General features: G+C 73.5%; 11 protein-coding genes. 7 read left to right on the top strand and 4 right to left on the bottom strand.

The window, feature by feature from the left end:
* Nucleotides 1–20: 20 nt before the first annotated feature.
* A complete protein-coding gene (gene rfbB, locus ACPYO6_RS09475) occupies nucleotides 21–1013 on the bottom strand; it encodes a dTDP-glucose 4,6-dehydratase (RefSeq protein WP_425714610.1) in 993 nt (330 codons plus the stop codon).
* 28 nt (nucleotides 1014–1041) lie between these two features.
* On the bottom strand, nucleotides 1042–2364 hold the full coding sequence (locus ACPYO6_RS09470) for a UDP-glucose dehydrogenase family protein (protein WP_425714609.1): 1323 nt from the start codon (nucleotides 2362–2364) through the stop codon (nucleotides 1042–1044).
* Between the two features lie 70 nt (nucleotides 2365–2434).
* Here ACPYO6_RS09470 and ACPYO6_RS09465 point away from each other — a divergent pair, with 70 nt between their 5' ends.
* The 6 genes from ACPYO6_RS09465 (at nucleotide 2435) to ACPYO6_RS09440 (ending at nucleotide 11369) form a co-directional block, all read left to right on the top strand.
* A complete protein-coding gene (locus ACPYO6_RS09465) occupies nucleotides 2435–4651 on the top strand; it encodes an N-acetylmuramoyl-L-alanine amidase (RefSeq protein ID WP_425714608.1) in 2217 nt (738 codons plus the stop codon).
* Nucleotides 4652–5191: 540 nt separating this feature from the next.
* The gene (locus ACPYO6_RS09460; RefSeq protein ID WP_425714607.1) at nucleotides 5192–6385 is read left to right on the top strand and encodes a C40 family peptidase; all 1194 of its coding nucleotides are present in this window, start codon (nucleotides 5192–5194) and stop codon (nucleotides 6383–6385) included.
* 157 nt (nucleotides 6386–6542) lie between these two features.
* Nucleotides 6543–7376 (top strand): ABC transporter permease, encoded by an 834-nt coding sequence (locus ACPYO6_RS09455; RefSeq protein WP_425714606.1) that lies wholly within the window; start codon nucleotides 6543–6545, stop codon nucleotides 7374–7376.
* Nucleotides 7373–8686, top strand: coding sequence for an ABC transporter ATP-binding protein (locus ACPYO6_RS09450; RefSeq protein WP_425714605.1), 1314 nt, complete (start codon nucleotides 7373–7375; stop codon nucleotides 8684–8686). The genes ACPYO6_RS09455 and ACPYO6_RS09450 overlap by 4 nt, the downstream gene beginning before the upstream one ends.
* Entirely contained in the window at nucleotides 8683–10047 is a 1365-nt protein-coding gene (locus ACPYO6_RS09445) for a glycosyltransferase family 4 protein (RefSeq protein ID WP_425714604.1), read from the top strand. The genes ACPYO6_RS09450 and ACPYO6_RS09445 overlap by 4 nt, the downstream gene beginning before the upstream one ends.
* A gap of 164 nt (nucleotides 10048–10211) precedes the next feature.
* Nucleotides 10212–11369, top strand: a complete 1158-nt coding sequence (locus ACPYO6_RS09440) for a calcium:proton antiporter (RefSeq protein WP_425714603.1) — start codon at nucleotides 10212–10214, stop codon at nucleotides 11367–11369.
* A gap of 32 nt (nucleotides 11370–11401) precedes the next feature.
* On the opposite strand, the gene ACPYO6_RS09435 is transcribed toward ACPYO6_RS09440, so the two are convergent.
* Nucleotides 11402–13036 carry a glycosyltransferase gene (locus ACPYO6_RS09435; RefSeq protein WP_425714602.1) on the bottom strand — a complete coding sequence of 545 codons (1635 nt, stop codon included), beginning with the start codon at nucleotides 13034–13036 and terminating at the stop codon, nucleotides 11402–11404.
* 32 nt (nucleotides 13037–13068) lie between these two features.
* Nucleotides 13069–13473: a hypothetical protein gene (locus ACPYO6_RS09430; protein WP_425714601.1), complete on the bottom strand. Its 405-nt coding sequence runs from the start codon at nucleotides 13471–13473 to the stop codon at nucleotides 13069–13071.
* 45 nt (nucleotides 13474–13518) lie between these two features.
* Here ACPYO6_RS09430 and ACPYO6_RS09425 point away from each other — a divergent pair, with 45 nt between their 5' ends.
* Complete coding sequence (locus tag ACPYO6_RS09425; RefSeq protein ID WP_425714600.1) at nucleotides 13519–16125, top strand: glycosyltransferase; 2607 nt, start codon at nucleotides 13519–13521, stop codon at nucleotides 16123–16125.
* Nucleotides 16126–16451 lie beyond the last annotated feature (326 nt).

Below are 16451 nucleotides of genomic sequence, written 5' to 3'. Positions count from 1 at the left end.
CCGCCGCCTGGGCGAAGGGGTCAGTGGCCCTGGGCCTTGTACCGCGCCTCGACGGCGGCCTTCTGCGGCCGCCACCAGCCCTCGTTCTCGCGATACCACTCGATGGTGGCGGCGAGTCCCTCCTCGAAGCCGGTGAACGCCGGCTCCCAGCCGAGCTCGGTGCGGAGCCGCGTCGAGTCGATCGCGTAGCGCATGTCGTGGCCCGGGCGGTCGGTCACGTGGTCGTAGTCGCCGGCGTCGCGCCCCATGAGCTGGAGGATGAGCTCGACGACCTCCTTGTTCGACCTCTCGCCGTCCGCGCCGATGAGGTAGGTCTCGCCGGGGGTGCCCTTCTCGATGATCGTCCACACCGCCGAGTTGTGGTCGTCGACGTGGATCCAGTCGCGCACGTTCGCGCCCGCGCCGTAGAGCCGCGGGCGCACGCCGTCGATGAGGTTGGTGATCTGGCGCGGGATGAACTTCTCGACGTGCTGGAACGGCCCGTAGTTGTTCGAGCAGTTCGAGATCGTCGCCGTGATCCCGAAGGACCGCACCCAGGCGCGCACGAGCAGGTCCGAGCCGGCCTTCGAGGCCGAGTACGGGGAGGAGGGGTTGTACGGCGTCGTCTCGTGGAACCGCTCCGGGTCGTCGAGCTCGAGGTCGCCGTACACCTCGTCGGTGGAGATGTGGTGCAGCCGGACGTCGTGCCGCCGCACGGACTCGAGCAGCTGGAACGTGCCGACGAGGTTCGTCTGCACGAACGGGCTGGGGTCGTTGAGCGAGTTGTCGTTGTGCGACTCGGCGGCGAAGTGGACGACGAGGTCCGACTCCGCGACCAGCGGGTCGACCGTGTCCCGGTCGGCGATGTCGCCCGTGACCAGGCGCGTGCGCTCGACCCCCGCGAGGGACTCGGAGTGCCCCGCGTAGGTCAGCTTGTCGAGGACGGTGACGTCGGCGTCCGGGCGCTCGGCGATCGTGCGGTGGACGAAGTTGGCGCCGATGAACCCGGCGCCCCCGGTGACGAGGATCTTCATGGTCTCTCCTGGCTCGTGGGCGGTCGGGTCAGGGACGGCCGACGCCGGCGTACGTCCAGCCGGCTGCGCGCCACGCCTTCGGGTCCAGCGCGTTGCGGCCGTCGACGATCGCGCGGACGGAGACGACCTCGCCGAGCTCCTCGGGGTCGAGCTCCTTGAACTGCTTCCACTCGGTGAGCAGCATGACGACGTCGGCACCCTCGGCGGCCTCGCGCGCGGAGTCGACGACCTCGAGTCGGGTCCCGCGCTCGCGCAGCACCGGACCGGCGGCCGGGTCGGTGACCTTGACGTTCGCGCCCTCGTCGTGGATGCGGCGCGCGATGTCGAGGGCTGGGGAGTTGCGCATGTCGTCGCTGTCCGGCTTGAACGCGGCGCCGAGCACGGCGACCGACTTGCCCCGCAGGCTGCCGCCGACGATCTTCTTGGCCATGTCGACGGCGCGCAGGCGCGTGCGGTCGTTGATGAGGTCGACCTCGCGAAGGAAGGTCAGCGACTGGTCGGCGCCGAGCTCGCCCGCGCGGGCCATGAAGGCGCGGATGTCCTTGGGCAGGCAGCCGCCGCCGAAGCCGATGCCGGCGCGGAGGAACTTCTTCCCGATCCGGTCGTCGTGCCCGATGGCCTCGGCGAGGGTGGAGACGTCGGCGCCGGTGGCGTCGCACAGCTCGGCCATCGCGTTGATGAACGAGATCTTCGTGGCGAGGAACGAGTTCGCGGCGACCTTGACGAGCTCGGCGGTCGCCCAGTCCGTGACCACGAGCGGGATGTCGCGGGCGAGGAGCTGTGCGTAGGCCTCGTCGAGCGGTGCGCGGGCCTCGGCGGCCAGGGCCTCGTCCTTCGGGAGGCCGTAGACGATGCGGTCGGGGTTGATCGTGTCCTCGACGGCGAACCCCTCGCGCAGGAACTCGGGGTTCCAGACGAGCAGGCCGCCGGCCTCCTCGATCCGGGTCGACAGGCGCTCGGCCGTGCCGACGGGCACGGTCGACTTCCCGACGACGACGGGGCGCTCGCCGTCGACCGGGGAGAGGTGGGGGAGCAGGGAGTCGACGGCGGCGTCGACGTACCTGAGGTCCGCCGCGTAGCCGCCCTCGATCTGCGGGGTGCCGACGCCGATGAAGTGGAGGCGCGCGCCGGCGACGTCCGCGGGGTCGGTCGTGAACGTCAGCCGGCCGGAGTCGACCTGCTCGCGGAGCAGCTCGTCGAAGCCCGGCTCGTGGAAGGGAGCCCGCCCCTCGGAGAGCATCGCCACCTTGGTCGCGTCGACGTCGAGACCGACGACCTCGTGGCCCAGCTTGGCCATGCATGCCGCGTGAACGGCGCCCAAATAACCCGTTCCGACTACAGACATTCTCATGTCGCCACGGTACCGTCGCGCGCGGCAACCGCCATCACCCACCCCGTCCTTCCCCCGAGGTGTCGCTTTCATGTCTGCTCCGCAGCGCCCTGTCCGGATCCTTCGACGACCACGACGGGCGGTGCTCGCGTCCGCCCTGGTCACCGCCCTGAGCGTGCCGGCGATCCTGAGCCCCGCCGTCGCCGAGCCCGACGACTCGCCCACGGACGCGCCCACCGCGTCCACCGACCCCGCCGACCCGGTCGCACCCGCCCCGCAGGGCGCCGACGACTCCGGCGCCGACCTCATGACCGACTCCCCGGCGCCCGGCTCCGACCCGACGCCCCTCCAGGTCCTCGACCTCACCGACGACGCCGGCGAGCCCACCGCGTCCGGCGACGCGGGCGCGGCCGACCCGGGCCGGGTCTCCGCCAGCGCGCTGCCCGGCGCGAGCGCACCGAACGCGATCGACGCCGAGGTGGCCGACGCCCAGGAGTCCGGCGACCTGACGATCCTCACGGAGGAGATCGACACCGAGGGCTTCAACCTCGCCGGTGTCACGTGGGCGGCGGGCGAGATGCTGCCGCAGGACGCCTCGATCTACGTCCGCACGCGCGCGGGCGGCGAGTGGTCCTCGTGGGCCGACCTCGAGCCCGAGTCGCCCGGTGACGACTCGCTGCCGGGCGGCACCGAGCCGTTCCTCACGACCGAGTCCGACGGCGTCCAGGTCCAGGTCGACCCCGGCTCCGGCGAGCTGCCCGCCGACCTGCGCCTCACGCTGGTCCCGACCGACGTCTCCGGCGCGGTCGAGCTCGCCCCGGACGGACCCGGGACCGCGGCCGTGACGATCGACGAGCAGTCCGTGTCCGGCGCCCCGGCGACGGCCGGCTCCGGGGGAGAGGTCGAGGGGTCGGGCGACGCGCCCGCGCTTGAAGGATCGCCCGACGCCGGTTCGGCTCCTGACGCGGGCTCGACGCCCGACGCGGCTCCCGACGCCGGTTCTGTCGACGCCCAGGCCCAGCCGGACATCATCGCCTCGCGGCCGAACATCATCTCGCGCTGGTCGTGGGGCGCGAACCAGGACCACTTCTTCTGGCCGCCCGAGTACTCGGAGCTGCGCGCCGCGGTCGTTCACCACACCGCGGGGACGAACACCTACACGTACGCCGAGGCCCCCGGGGTCGTGCGGAGCATCTACTACTACCACGCACAGACGCGCGGCTGGGGGGACATCGGCTACAACTTCCTCGTCGACCGCTGGGGCCGCGTGTACGAGGGCCGCTACGGCTCGCTGTGGTCGCCGAACGAGCAGATGACGATCGGTGCGCACGCGGCGCCCGCCAACCAGAACACGGTCGGCGTCTCGATCATGGGCGACTTCACCTACGGCCCGGCGCCGCAGGCCGCCATGAACTCCGTCCGCGACGTCATCGCGTGGCGCTTCGCGCTCGCCGACGTCGACGTCGACGCCCCGACCGGCATCACCTCGCGCGGCACGAGCTTCGCCTACGCAGGCCAGCCGCTGCCGGCGATCATGGGCCACCGGGACGTCGCCTACCAGACCCGGACGATCTGCCCCGGCCCCTACGTGGCCGCGGCGCTGCCCGGGATGATGGCCGAGATCCGCGGCATGGTGGGCAACGAGTTCTACCTGTCGAACACGTGGACCACGACCGCGGAGGTCGAGTTCGAGTTCGGCGAGCGCGGCCTCGAGGTGCTGGTCGGCGACTGGACCGGCAACGGCCGGGACACGGTCGGCGTGCGGCACGGCAACACGATCGAGCTGACGAACGGGCACGACTCCGTGCCGGACATCGTCCTCAACTACGGCCGCCCCGGTGACGAGCTCCTCGTGGGGGACTGGGACCGCAACGGCACCGACACCCTCGGCGTGCGCCGCGGCAACGTGCTCTACCTGCGCAACGACATGGAGTCCGGTCCCGCGCACGTGGAGTTCGCCTACGGCCGGACCGACGACGAGCTGCTCGTGGGCGACTGGACCGGCAACGGCCGGGACACGTTCGCCGTGCGTCGCGGCAACCGGTACTTCCTGACGAACGGGCTCGCCGCGGGCCCCGCGTCGACCGTCCTCGACTACGGGCGGGCGGGCGACCAGGTCGTCGTCGGCGACTGGGACGGCAACGGGACGGACACGTTCACGGTGCGCCGGGGGAACCGGTACTTCATGCGCAACGACCTGAGGACCGGGGACGCGCACCGCGAGATCGGCTTCGGCCGCGCGGACGACCGGGTCATCGCCGGCGACTGGGACCGCAACGGCACCGACACCCTCGGCGTGGTCCGCTGACACCAGCTCCGCGCCTCACCCACGGCGGCCCGGCACCTCACGAGGTGCCGGGCCGCCGTCGTGCGTGCGGCGGGTGGGTGAGGTGCACGGGTGGCGCGCGGGGTCGTTCGTCGTCGTGCGTGGACCGCGTGTACGGGGGAGCAGGTGAGGCGTGCGGGGTCGTTCGTCGTCGTGCGTGGGGCGGATCGTGGCGCACACGCCGAGACCCGTTCGTGACATTCCCTACACCCACTCACGCACCACCCGTCACAGCGGGCGCTCCTGCCCTCACGCGTCCCGTCACACGTGACGCGTTTGCCCCATCGGTCACAGTGGTGTAGGGCGAGTTCATTACTCCGAGTCGTCGTCACCGTCGCGTGACGCGCCGACACCTGCGCGTGATCTTCCTCACGAACACCACCAGTCACAGACGCATCACCGTAAGGTCACGGTCGAACATCCCCCCCCATGCCGGAGCGGACCACCAGATCCGCGTCCGGACCGCAACTGCGCGGACCGCGCCCGACCCGGGCGAGGACGCCGGAACGAGGAGCGACTCTGGTGCGAACGACGACCCGGCTCACTGCCGCGACCCTGACCGTCCTCGGCGCCGCCGTGGTGACCGCCCCGCCGGCCATGTCCGCCGCGGGCGGTGACATCGGTGGCTCCGGCAGCGAGTTCCACCTGTCCAACTCCAGCTCCGGGCAGACCGCCGTGACGATGCAGTTCGGCCACCCGGACGGCAACGCCTACGTCGGCGACTTCAACGGCAACGGCGTGGACACCGTGGCCGTGCGCCGCGGCCAGGAGTTCGCGATCACGACGTCGAACACCACGAGCCCGGGTCACGAGAGCATCCGTTACGGCCGCGCCGGCGACGAGGTCTTCGTGGGCGACTGGGACGGCGACGGCGTCGACACGTTCGCGGTCCGCCGGGGCAACCAGTTCCACATCCGCAACACGGTGACCTCGGGGGTCGCCGACCAGGTCATCCACTACGGCCGCGCCGGCGACGAGGTGGTCGTGGGCGACTGGGACGGTGACGGCGTCGACACGATCGCCGTCCGCCGCGGCAACCAGTACTTCCTCAGCAACACGCTGCGCTCGGGCTACGCGGACGCCGTCGTCGACTACGGGCAGTCGGACGACCAGATCATCGTCGGCGACTGGAACGGCGACAGCGTCGACGGTCTCGGCGTGCGCCGCGACAACCAGTACCACCTGCGCAACACGCTCTCGAACGGCGTCGCGGAGCAGGTCGTCTCCTACGGCCGGACCGCCGACACGGTGATGGCCGGCGACTGGGACGGCGACCGCGTCGACACGCTCGGCGTGCGCCGCGACACGCGGGTCGTCGAGGCCCCGTCGCGCACCGAGGAGCGCGAGACGCCGCCCGCGACCGACTGGATCGGGGACGAGGTCGTCGCCACCGCGATGAGCTACGTCGGCTCGCCCTACCGCTGGGCCGGCACCACGCCCGCCGGCTGGGACTGCATCGGGTTCGCCCACTACGTCTACGCGCAGCACGGCATCGAGATCCCGCGGACCACGATGTGGGGCGCGTTCGCCAACCTCGAGCAGGTCCCGGCGTCCGAGGCGCGCCCGGGCGACCTCATCTGGTGGCCCGGCCACGTGGCGATCAACCTCGGCGACGGCCAGAACGTCGCCGCCTGGAACCCCTCGATGGGTACCCGCGTGGGACCGAACTCGTGGGTCGGCGGCGAGCCGACGTACTTCCGGGTCCTGCCCGACTGAGCCTGACCAGTCCGACAGCTGCGGCACGGCGTCTTCCCCCGTCGACCGTCCGCAGCCCGACCCGGCGCCCCGCGGCCTCGCTGCCGCGGGGCGCTGGTCTACCCTGGTCGGTGCCCCGCGCCCGCGGAGCACCGGCGCCACGGGAGGGCGGACGCACGTGAGGTTCCTGCGCGACCTGCGCGGCTCGAAGGAGCTGCTGGTCAACCTCACGATGCGCGAGGTCAAGGGCAAGTACAGCCGCACCGCGCTCGGCCAGCTGTGGTCGCTCGCCAACCCGCTGGCCGCCATGGCGATCTACACGGTCGTCTTCGCCTTCATCATCCGGATCGAGCCGGACCCGGGCGACCCGTCCGGGCTCGACATCTTCGCCGTCTGGCTCCTGTGCATGCTCCTGCCGTGGACGTTCTTCACCAACGTCGTCACGGGCTCGATGAACGCGCTCGTCGGCAACGAGAACCTCATCAAGAAGGTCCACTTCCCGCGTGGCGCCCTCATCGTCTCCACGGTCGCGTCCTGGCTGTTCACGTGGTCGATCGAGATGGGCGTCCTCACGGTGGTCCTGCTGATCGTCGGCGCGAACCCGCTGCCGCTGCTGCCGCTGCTCGTCCTCGCGATGGCGGTGTTCGCGGTCTTCGCCATGGGCGCCGGGCTGCTCGCCTCGATCGCCAACGTCTACTTCCGCGACACCCAGCACTTCGTGACGATCCTGTTCCAGATGTGGTTCTACCTCACGCCGATCGTCTACCCCGTGCGGCTCGTCGCCGAGCAGTCGGAGCGCATCGGCGACCTGCTCGGGCCGATCTCGATCCTCGACGTCTACCTGCTCAACCCGCTCGTCCAGTTCGCCGAGGTCTTCCGCAACCTCCTGTACGACAACCGCCTGCCGGAGCTGAGCACCACGCTCGTCGTCCTCGCCTGGGCGGCCGGCACCTTCGTGGTCGGCGCGCACCTGTTCTCCCGGCACGAGAAGGGACTGGCCGAGGCCCTGTGAGCACCGAGACCCCCGGCGCCGCCGCGATCACGGTGGACGACGTCTCCAAGCGGTTCCGCGTCTACCACGAGCGCAACCAGACGCTCAAGGCCGCCGTCATGCGGCGCCGTCGCTCCGTGCACGAGGACTTCTGGGCGCTCAAGGACGTCTCGCTCGAGATCCCCGAGGCCTCGACGTTCGCGCTCGTGGGGGACAACGGCTCGGGCAAGTCGACCCTGCTCAAGTGCCTGGCGAAGATCCTCTACCCGACCTCCGGGTCGATCACGACCCGAGGTCGGATGGCGGCGCTACTCGAGGTCGGCTCCGGCTTCCACCCCGAGCTGTCCGGGCGGGACAACATCTACCTCAACGGCTCGATCCTCGGGATGACGCGGCCCGAGATCGACGCGAAGTTCGACGACATCGTCGGCTTCTCCGGCGTCGAGCAGTTCATCGACCAGCCCGTGAAGAACTACTCGTCCGGCATGTACGTCCGCCTCGGCTTCTCCGTGGCCATCCACGTCGACCCCGAGATCCTGCTCGTCGACGAGGTCCTCGCGGTCGGCGACGCCGCGTTCCAGGAGAAGTGCGCCGCGAAGTTCGCGCAGTTCCGCCGCGAGGGTCGCACCGTCGTCGTCGTGTCCCACTCGATGCCCACCCTGCGCACGATGGCCGACCAGGCCGCGTGGCTCGACCACGGCGAGCTCAAGGCCGTCGGCCCCGCCTCCCACGTCCTCGAGCGCTACCTCGACTCCACCCACGCCTCGACCCGGCTGGACGACAAGGGGCGCACGCACTGGGGCTCGGGCGAGCTGACGATCGAGGAGGTCGAGGTTTTCGGCGCCGGCGGGCCCGGCAGCCCGGTGCGGCAGGACGAGGACATGACCGTCCGCGTGCACTACGACGCGCACGAGCCCGTCACCGACCCCGTCATGGGCATCGGCATCGAGCACACCGACGGCACCTACCTGTGGGCGTCCAACACGTTCGACGACGGGCCGCGGCTGGGCACGATCCGCGGCCGCGGCGTCATCGACTGCTCGGCCGGGCGGGTCCCGTTCGCCCCCGGCGGCTACGTGGTCGTCACCTCGCTCACCGACTCGACCACCCAGCACACCTACGACCAGGTGCGGGACTCGGCTCGGTTCGTCGTCGAGAACGGCGCGACGCGGTGGTGGGGCGGGTACATCCAGTCCGCCTCCGCGTGGGCCGTCCCGGCCGGCGCCCCGGAGCCGACCGGACAGGACGGGCCCACGGGGATCGTCCCCATGGAGAGCGCGGACCCGACCCCGGACCTCGACGGCGCCCCCGACCCCGAGGAGACCCGATGACCGACCGCCGACGCATCCTCGTCGTCACCCTCGACACGCTCGCCGAGCGGATGGCCGGCCCGGCGATCCGGGCCTTCGAGATCGCCCGCGCGCTCGGCGCGGAGCACGACGTCCGGCTGGTCACGTTCGGGGGCTGCTCGCGGCAGGGGGAGGGCTTCACGACGGCGCAGACCACCGTCGAGACCTTCCGCGCGGAGGTCGGGGCGGCGGACGTCGTCGTCGTGCAGGGGTACGTCGTCTCCACCTTCGACTGGCTGCAGGACGCGGACGTGGTGCTGGTGGTCGACCTGTACGACCCCTTCCACCTCGAGTCCCTCGAGGTCGAGCGCTTCCGGCCCGCCGCCGAGCGGCACGCGGCCCTCGCCCGCGCGCTCACCGAGCTCGGCGCCCAGGCGCGGCGCGGCGACCTCTTCCTGTGCGCGTCGGGCAAGCAGCGCGACCTGTGGATCGGGCACCTCGCCGCGGCCGGGCGCGTCAACCCCGACACCTACGACGCCGACACGTCGCTGCGCTCGCTCATCGACGTCGTCCCGTTCGGCACGGACCCGGCGGCGCCGGTGCAGCGCGCCCACGGCATCAAGGGGGTGGTCGACGGCATCGCGGCCGACGACCCGGTGATCCTGTGGGGCGGAGGCGTCTACAACTGGTTCGACCCGCTCACCGTCATCCGGGCCGTCGACCGGGCGCGCGCGGCGGTGCCGAACCTGCGCCTGTACTTCCTCGGGATGAAGCACCCCAACCCGGACGTGCCCGAGATGGCGATGGCCGTGCGCACCCGCGAGCTGTCCGACGAGCTCGGCCTCACCGGCACCCACGTGTTCTTCAACGAGGACTGGGTGCCCTACGAGCGCCGCGCCGACTACCTGCTCGACGCCGACATCGGCGTCTCCGCCCACTTCGACCACGTCGAGACCGCGTTCAGCTTCCGCACCCGGATCCTCGACTACCTGTGGGCCGGGCTGCCGATCGTCTGCACCGACGGCGACCACTTCGGCGCGCTGGTGACCGCCGAGGGGCTCGGCGCGGCCGTACCGGCAGAGGACGTCGACGCGCTGGCCGACGCGCTGACGGGCCTGCTCACCGACGAGGCGCGGCTGGCGGCGGCCCGCGAGTCGGTCGCCCGTGTCGCAGCCACGCACACGTGGACCGACGCACTCGCGCCGCTCGTCGCGTTCTGCCGGGACCCGCGGCGGTCCGCGGACGCGGGGCGGCTCGCCGCCGAGCGCGCCGCCGGCCTGCAGCCGGGACAGGTCTCGCGGGCCACGCGGCTGCGGGCCGACGTCGGCGGGGCGTGGCGGACGCTGCGTGCCGACGGGGTGGGCGGCGTGACGCGGAAGGTGCGCCGCCGGCTCGGGCGGTAGCGGGCGGGGCCACGGACCGCCCGCTCGCCGGCACTGGTGACCGGGGGCACTGCCGGGCGCGCCCGGGTCGGCTAGCCTCGTCCCGGTGCGCGACCGCACGCCCCGGACGGGACGGCCCGTCCGGCGGAACGGCTCGGGGACGGCCCCGCGGAGAAGGATCACCCGTGACCGTCACCTCCCGCCTCGGCGATACCGCCCGCACCGTTCTCACCCCCGCGGCATGGCTGCGCCTGGCGATCGGCTGGGGCGCCGTCCTCGCGCTCGCCCTCGCCGGCCCCCTGCTCGAGCCGCCCGTCCCGGGCCCGCTGCTCGTCGGCACGCTCGCGGTGATCGTCGGCGTCATCCTCCTGTGCGCCTTCGGCGTGGTCGGCGAGGCCGAGCACCTCGCCCGGCGCCTCGGCGACCCCTACGGGTCGCTCGTGCTCACGCTGTCGATCGTCGTCATCGAGGTCGTCCTCATCTCCGCCGTCATGCTCGGCCCAGGCGACCACGCGACGATCGCCCGCGACTCCGTCATGGCGGTCTCGATGATCATCCTGTGCGCCGTCGTCGGGCTCTCCTTGCTCGTCGGCGGGATGCGGCACGGCGACCTCGAGCACAACCGCACCGGGACCTCGAGCTACCTCGCCGTGCTCGTCGTGCTCGTGGCGCTGGCCTTCGCGCTGCCGGCCGCGATCGGCACGGACGGCTCGTACACCGGGGGCCAGGCGGTGGTCGTCGTCGCTCTGACGGTCGTGCTGTACGCCTTCTTCCTCTGGCGCCAGACGGGCGCGCAGGCCGACGACTTCCGGGAGGTCGACCCGCGGGTGCGGCAGGACTCGGCGGACGGCGACGTCGGGGCGTCCCTGGGCGAGACGTTCGCCGCGCACCGCACCGAGATCCTCCTGCGGGCCGGCCTGCTCGTCGTCACCGTCCTCCCGATCGTCCTGCTCTCGCACGACATGGCCGCGCTGCTCGACGACGGACTCGGCCGCCTCGGCGCGCCCGCCGCCCTGTCCGGGCTGCTCATCGCGTGCATCGTCTTCCTGCCGGAGTCGATCACCTCGGTGCGCGCGGCGCTCGCCGGCGAGGTGCAGCGCGTGAGCAACCTCTGCCACGGCGCTCTCGTGTCGACGGTCGGCCTGACGATCCCCGCCGTCCTCGTCATCGGCGCGCTCACGGGGCAGCAGGTGGTGCTCGCGGAGTCGCCGGCGAACCTCCTGCTCCTCGGCGTCGCGCTGGTGCTCTCGGTGGCAACCTTCGCCGGCCGACGCGTGACGGCGGTCCACGGGGCGGTGCACCTGACCGTGTTCGCGGTCTACGTGCTCGCGCTGTTCGCCTGACGCGACCGGCGCCGCTCCGGACACGCGCCCGGTCAGACCCCCCAGTACCAGGGGTCGAGCGCCGTGACCCCGGACCACCAGGTCACGGCCGCGTGCTCGCGGTCGGTCACGGTCGCATCCCGGGTGACCGACTCGTGGTGGACCACCCGCACGCTCCCGGCGCAGACCGTCCGCAGCCCGGCGGCCCGGAGCTTGAGGCAGTAGTCGACGTCGTTGTAGCTGAGCGGCAGGTCCTCGCTCAGGCCCCCGACACGCACGAACGCCTCGCGCGGCGTGAGCAGGCAGGCGGCCGTCACGGCGAGGTGCTCGAGGTCGGCGCTGCCCACCCCGAACCGGCGCTCGCCGTCGGCCTCGTGCGCGAGGAGGTGGGACGGCGTGCGGTCCGCGCTCATGACGATGCCGGCGTGTTGGATCGTGCCGTCGCCGTAGAGGAGGCGCGCCCCGACCGCGCCGACGCCGTCCTCGAGCCCGATCGCGACGAGGCTGCGCAGCCAGGTCGGCTCGACGATCTCGGTGTCGTCGTTGAGCAGGAGGACGAGCTCGCCGGTCGCCGCGCCGACGCCGGCGTTGATCGAGCGCGAGAAGCTGAACGGGCCGTCGACCTCGACGACGCTCACCCGCGGGTCGAGGCCGCGGCAGTGCGCGGCGACGCCCGGGTCGGTCCCCTCGGAGGTGACGACGACGACCTCGTAGTCGGGGTAGTCGGTCCGCTCGAGCAGGGTCGCCAGCGCGACGTCGACCGAGCGGACCTCGCCGCCGGGGGTCGGCCGGTGCCCACCGCCGGTGGGGATCACGATGCTCACCCGGGGAGCGGTCGGCAGCGCGCGCTCGAGGACGAGATGGTCCGACGGCGGGGCGGAGGTCTCGTGCGAACCCTCGTCGGCCCCGGCCCCGGCTCCGGCGCCCGATTCGGCCCCGAGACCGGTCGGTGTCTCGTGCGGCCGGACGACGACGTTCCCCGACCCGCGGCGGACGAGCGAGCGCTCGACGGCGGCCGCCCCGGCGTCGAGCAGCTCGGCCGGGTCGGAGGCGCGGGCGAGCGAGGTGAGCGGCAGGTGGAGGACGTGCGGGCTCGGCGCGAGCGGGTCCCCGGCGCCCAGGTGCTCGGCGAGGCGCAGGTGGAGGTCCCACTCGGCGGCCGGGTCGTCGGTCAGCCCGCCGACCTCGGCGAGCAGGTCGGCGCGGACGAGGGTGAGCCGGCCGAGGACGTCGAGGTGGTCGAGCGCCCGCGGCATCCATGACGGCTTGGCGTGCGTGCGGCCGTCGGGCAGGCGCTCGTCGGCGTTGACCACGCGCACGTCCGGGGCGGCGTCGATCGCCTCGAGCATCGCGGCCGGCACGCCGGGCTCGAGGGAGTCGCCCGCGCCGAGCACGCCGACCCAGTCGCCCCCGGCCGCCGCGGCCGCCGAGGGGAGGTCGCGGTAGCGGGGCGGGGGTGCGGGTGCGTCGCCGAAAGGTTCGGGTGTGGGGGAGTCGGTGGAGTGTGCAGCCGCCCCGTCGGTGGGCGAGCCGGCCGGGAGCTCGGGCCCGATCTCCAGCAGCTCCCACGGCCCCTCGCCCTGCGCCTCGAGCGACGCGCGCGTGGCGGCGAGCTGCTCCTCGGTCCCGGGCAGGACGAGCAGCGAGATCCGCGGCGGTCCGGCGGCGGGGGTGTCGTCGTCGGGCATCTCGCTCGTGGCCCCGTCCGTCCCCGGGGCGGTCACTCGCCGCCGCCCGGGAGCCGGCGGCGGACCGCGCGCAGGGCCCGCGCCGGATCGGTGACGGCGACCTTCGCCCGGCCGGGCACGGACGCGAGCAGCCGGCGCGCGCGGGACGGACCGGCGTCGTCGTCCGGGGCGCCGCCCCCCGGCGCGCGGGTGGACCCGGGGTTCTGCAGCTCGCGGATGTCGTCCTCGAGCTCGGTGTGGCGAACCGCGAGGTCGCGCAGGAGCCGGTCCTGGAGCGTGATCGTCGCGCGCGCCTGGCCGAGCGCCGCCTCGGCCTCCAGCGTGCGGCGGGACCAGGCGTCCCGGCCGAGGAGCTCGAGGCGGCCGGCGAGCGTGGCGTGCAGCTCGGCGTCGGTCGCCGCGAGGTCGTCGAGCCAGGTGGAAGGGGTCTCGGCCATGCAGCCAAACTAGTGCGACCGGCCCCGCTGCCTAGGATCGGGGGCATGCGCGTCGCCCAGGTCTCGGCCCACTACCCGCCGAATTTCGTCTCGGGCGGCACGCTCGTCCCGCGGCGCATCGCGCGGGCGCTCGCCGCCGCCGGGCACGAGGCCCACGTCTACGCCGGCCACCTCGACGACGCGCGCCCCGCCCTGTCCACCTGGGACGACACGGACACCGGTGAGCACGGCACCGTGCGGGTGCGGTGGATCGAAACCCACCCCTACACCTCGTGGTCGGACAGGAAGAACTGGGCCAACCCCGCCGTCGAGGCCGACTTCCGCGGGTGGCTCGAGGACGTGCGGCCCGACGTCGTGCACCTGCACTCCCTGCAGACCCTCGGCGGTTCGCTCGTGCGCGCGGCCAAGGAGTCCGGCGCCGCGGTGGTCGTCACCGCCCACGACTGGTGGTGGCAGTGCACGCGCCAGTTCCTCGTGGACCAGGACCTGCGGCCGTGCGCGCTCGTGGTCGGCTGCGGCGTGTGCCGGTGCGAGCGCGGGCGCGACGCCGCCGACGCCCGACTCGCGGCGCTGGCGACCGAGCTCGCCCACGCCGACGTCGTGCTCGCCCCGTCCGCCTCCGCCGCCGCGACGTTCCTCGCCAACGGGGTGCCCGCTGAGCTGCTCGAGGTCGACGAGAACGGGCTGCCGGGCGTGGGGGAGGACGAGGGCCCGACGACGAGGCCGGCGCCGGTGCCGCGCACGGGTGACGGGCCGCTGCGCCTCGTGTTCGCCGGCGGCAACGACCCCGTCAAGGGCGGGCCGCTCCTGCTCGACGTGGCGCGCAGGCTCGCCGCGGAGGACCCGGACCGGGCGTGGACGCTCGACATGTACGGGACCCGGGCCGACGGCGACTCCCCGCTCCCGCCGCAGGTCCGCCTGCGGGAGCCGTTCGCCCCGGAGGAGCGCGCCGAGGTCCTCGCGGGGGTGGACGTCCTCGTCCTGCCCTCGATCATGCGCGAGTCGCACTCGATCCTCACCCGGGAGGCGCTCCTCGCCGGGCTCGCGGTCCTCGCGACCGACACGCTCGGGCCCGAGGAGGCCGTCGCGGAGGACGTCAACGGGTGGATCGTCCCCGCCGGCGACCCGGACACGCTGCTCGCGCGCCTGCGGGACCTCGTGGCCGACCCCGTCGCCGCGCGCGCGAGAACCGGGCAGGGCGCCGCGAGCCCGGTGCGCGCGCTGTCCGACCAGGTCGCGGGGCTCATCGAGCGGTACGCGGCGATGAGCGGGCAGCCGGCGGGGGAGGAGGCGGGGGCGATGACCGGGGCGTTGACCGGGGCGGGGGCGGCCGAGCGGGCCCTCATGCGCAAGGTCCTCTTCGTCAGCGGCATCCAGGGGGCGCCGCAGCGGTACCGCACCCAGCTCGCCGCCGAGGCGCTCGGCCTGCACGGCGTGGCCGCCCGGGTGCGCCACTACCGCGACCCCCGCCTCCTGCAGGAGGCGCAGTCGTGCGACGCCCTCGTCCTCTACCGCGTGCCGGCGACCGACCAGATCGTCGAGCTCGTCGCGTCCGTCCGCGCTCGCGAGCGCGCCGTGCCGGTCCTCTTCGACATCGACGACCTCATCTTCGACCCCGCCCTCGAGGGGCAGGTCGACGGCCTCGAGGGGATGCCCGCCGACGAGCTCGCGCTGTGGTGGCGGGGCGTGCGCCGCTACCGCACGTCGATGGAGCTCGCGGACGCCTACGTCGGCTCGACCCAGACCCTGTGCGAGCACGCCACCGCCGTCACCGGGATGCCCTCCTACCGGTTCCCCAACGGGGTCGGCACCCTTCTCGCGCGCCGCTCCGACGCGGCGCTGCGGCGCGAGCGGGCCGAGGGCCCGGTCCGGATCGGCTACTTCTCGGGCACGACCACGCACGACGCCGACTGGGCCATGGTCGAGCCCGCCGTCATCGAGGTCCTGCGGCGCCACCCGGCCACGGAGCTGTGGCTCGGCGGCCACCTCACGTCCACGCCGGCGCTCGAGCCCTACGCGGAGCGCGTGCGCCGCCTCCCGTTCGTCCCCTGGTACGACCTGCCGGACCTCCTGCGGGACGTCGACATCAGCCTCGCCCCCCTCACGCCGGGCTCGATCTTCAACGAGGCCAAGTCCGCCATCAAGTGGCTCGAGTCCGCCCTCGTCGAGACGCCGGTCGTCGCCTCGCCCACGCAGCCCTTCCGGGAGTCGGTCACGGACGGCGTCACCGGGTTCCTCCCGGCCGACGTCGAGGGATGGACGGACGCCCTCGACGCGCTCGTGCACGACCCGGCCCTGCGGCGTCGCGTCGGGGCCCGCGCGCGACGGGAGGCGCTGCTCACGTGGTCCCCGCACGTCCAGGGGCGGACCTACCGCGAGCTGCTGATCGACGCCGCGGCGCGGGTGCGCAGCGAGGGGCCGCGGGTCTCGACCGGCTGGAATCCGGTGACCGACGACGAGCCGTTCGACGCCGCCGGCGCCCACGTCGAGCCGTACGCGCTGCCGCGCTCGGGGCTACGCGTCCCGCCGGCGATCGCCGGGAGCCGGGCCGTCCGCCTGCTCGGCGCCGCCCGCCGCGTCCGGCGCGACGCCGGCACCGTCGAGCTCGTCCGCCGCGGGGTCGGCAAGGTCCGGGGCCGGCTCGGCCGCTGAGGCTGCCGGGGCCGCCTCGCCGGTCGCCGCCCGGCCGGTCGTCGTCGCGCCGGCGGTCGTCAACGGGCGCGCGCCGTTCGTCGTCGTGCCCGTCGTTCCCGGGGTGACCGCGACGCGACCTTCGGCGTCGCGCCGGGTTTGGATCGCGAGCAGCGCGAGGGAACCGAGGGCGGCCGCCACGGTGGCGGCGGCGAGGGCGAACAGCTTCGGCACGCCGACGTGGCTCCAGTTGTTCCAGCGGCTCAGGCCGGTCGAGAAGGTCTCGTAGAACTCGACGTAGAACGCGTCGAACCCGAACCACAGCCCGTACCCGGCCAGCGCGAGGC

The organism is Georgenia sp. Z1344 (assembly GCF_049856295.1).
In the GTDB taxonomy this organism is placed as follows: domain Bacteria; phylum Actinomycetota; class Actinomycetes; order Actinomycetales; family Actinomycetaceae; genus JB111.
This window is presented reverse-complemented; position numbering and strand designations above follow the sequence as displayed.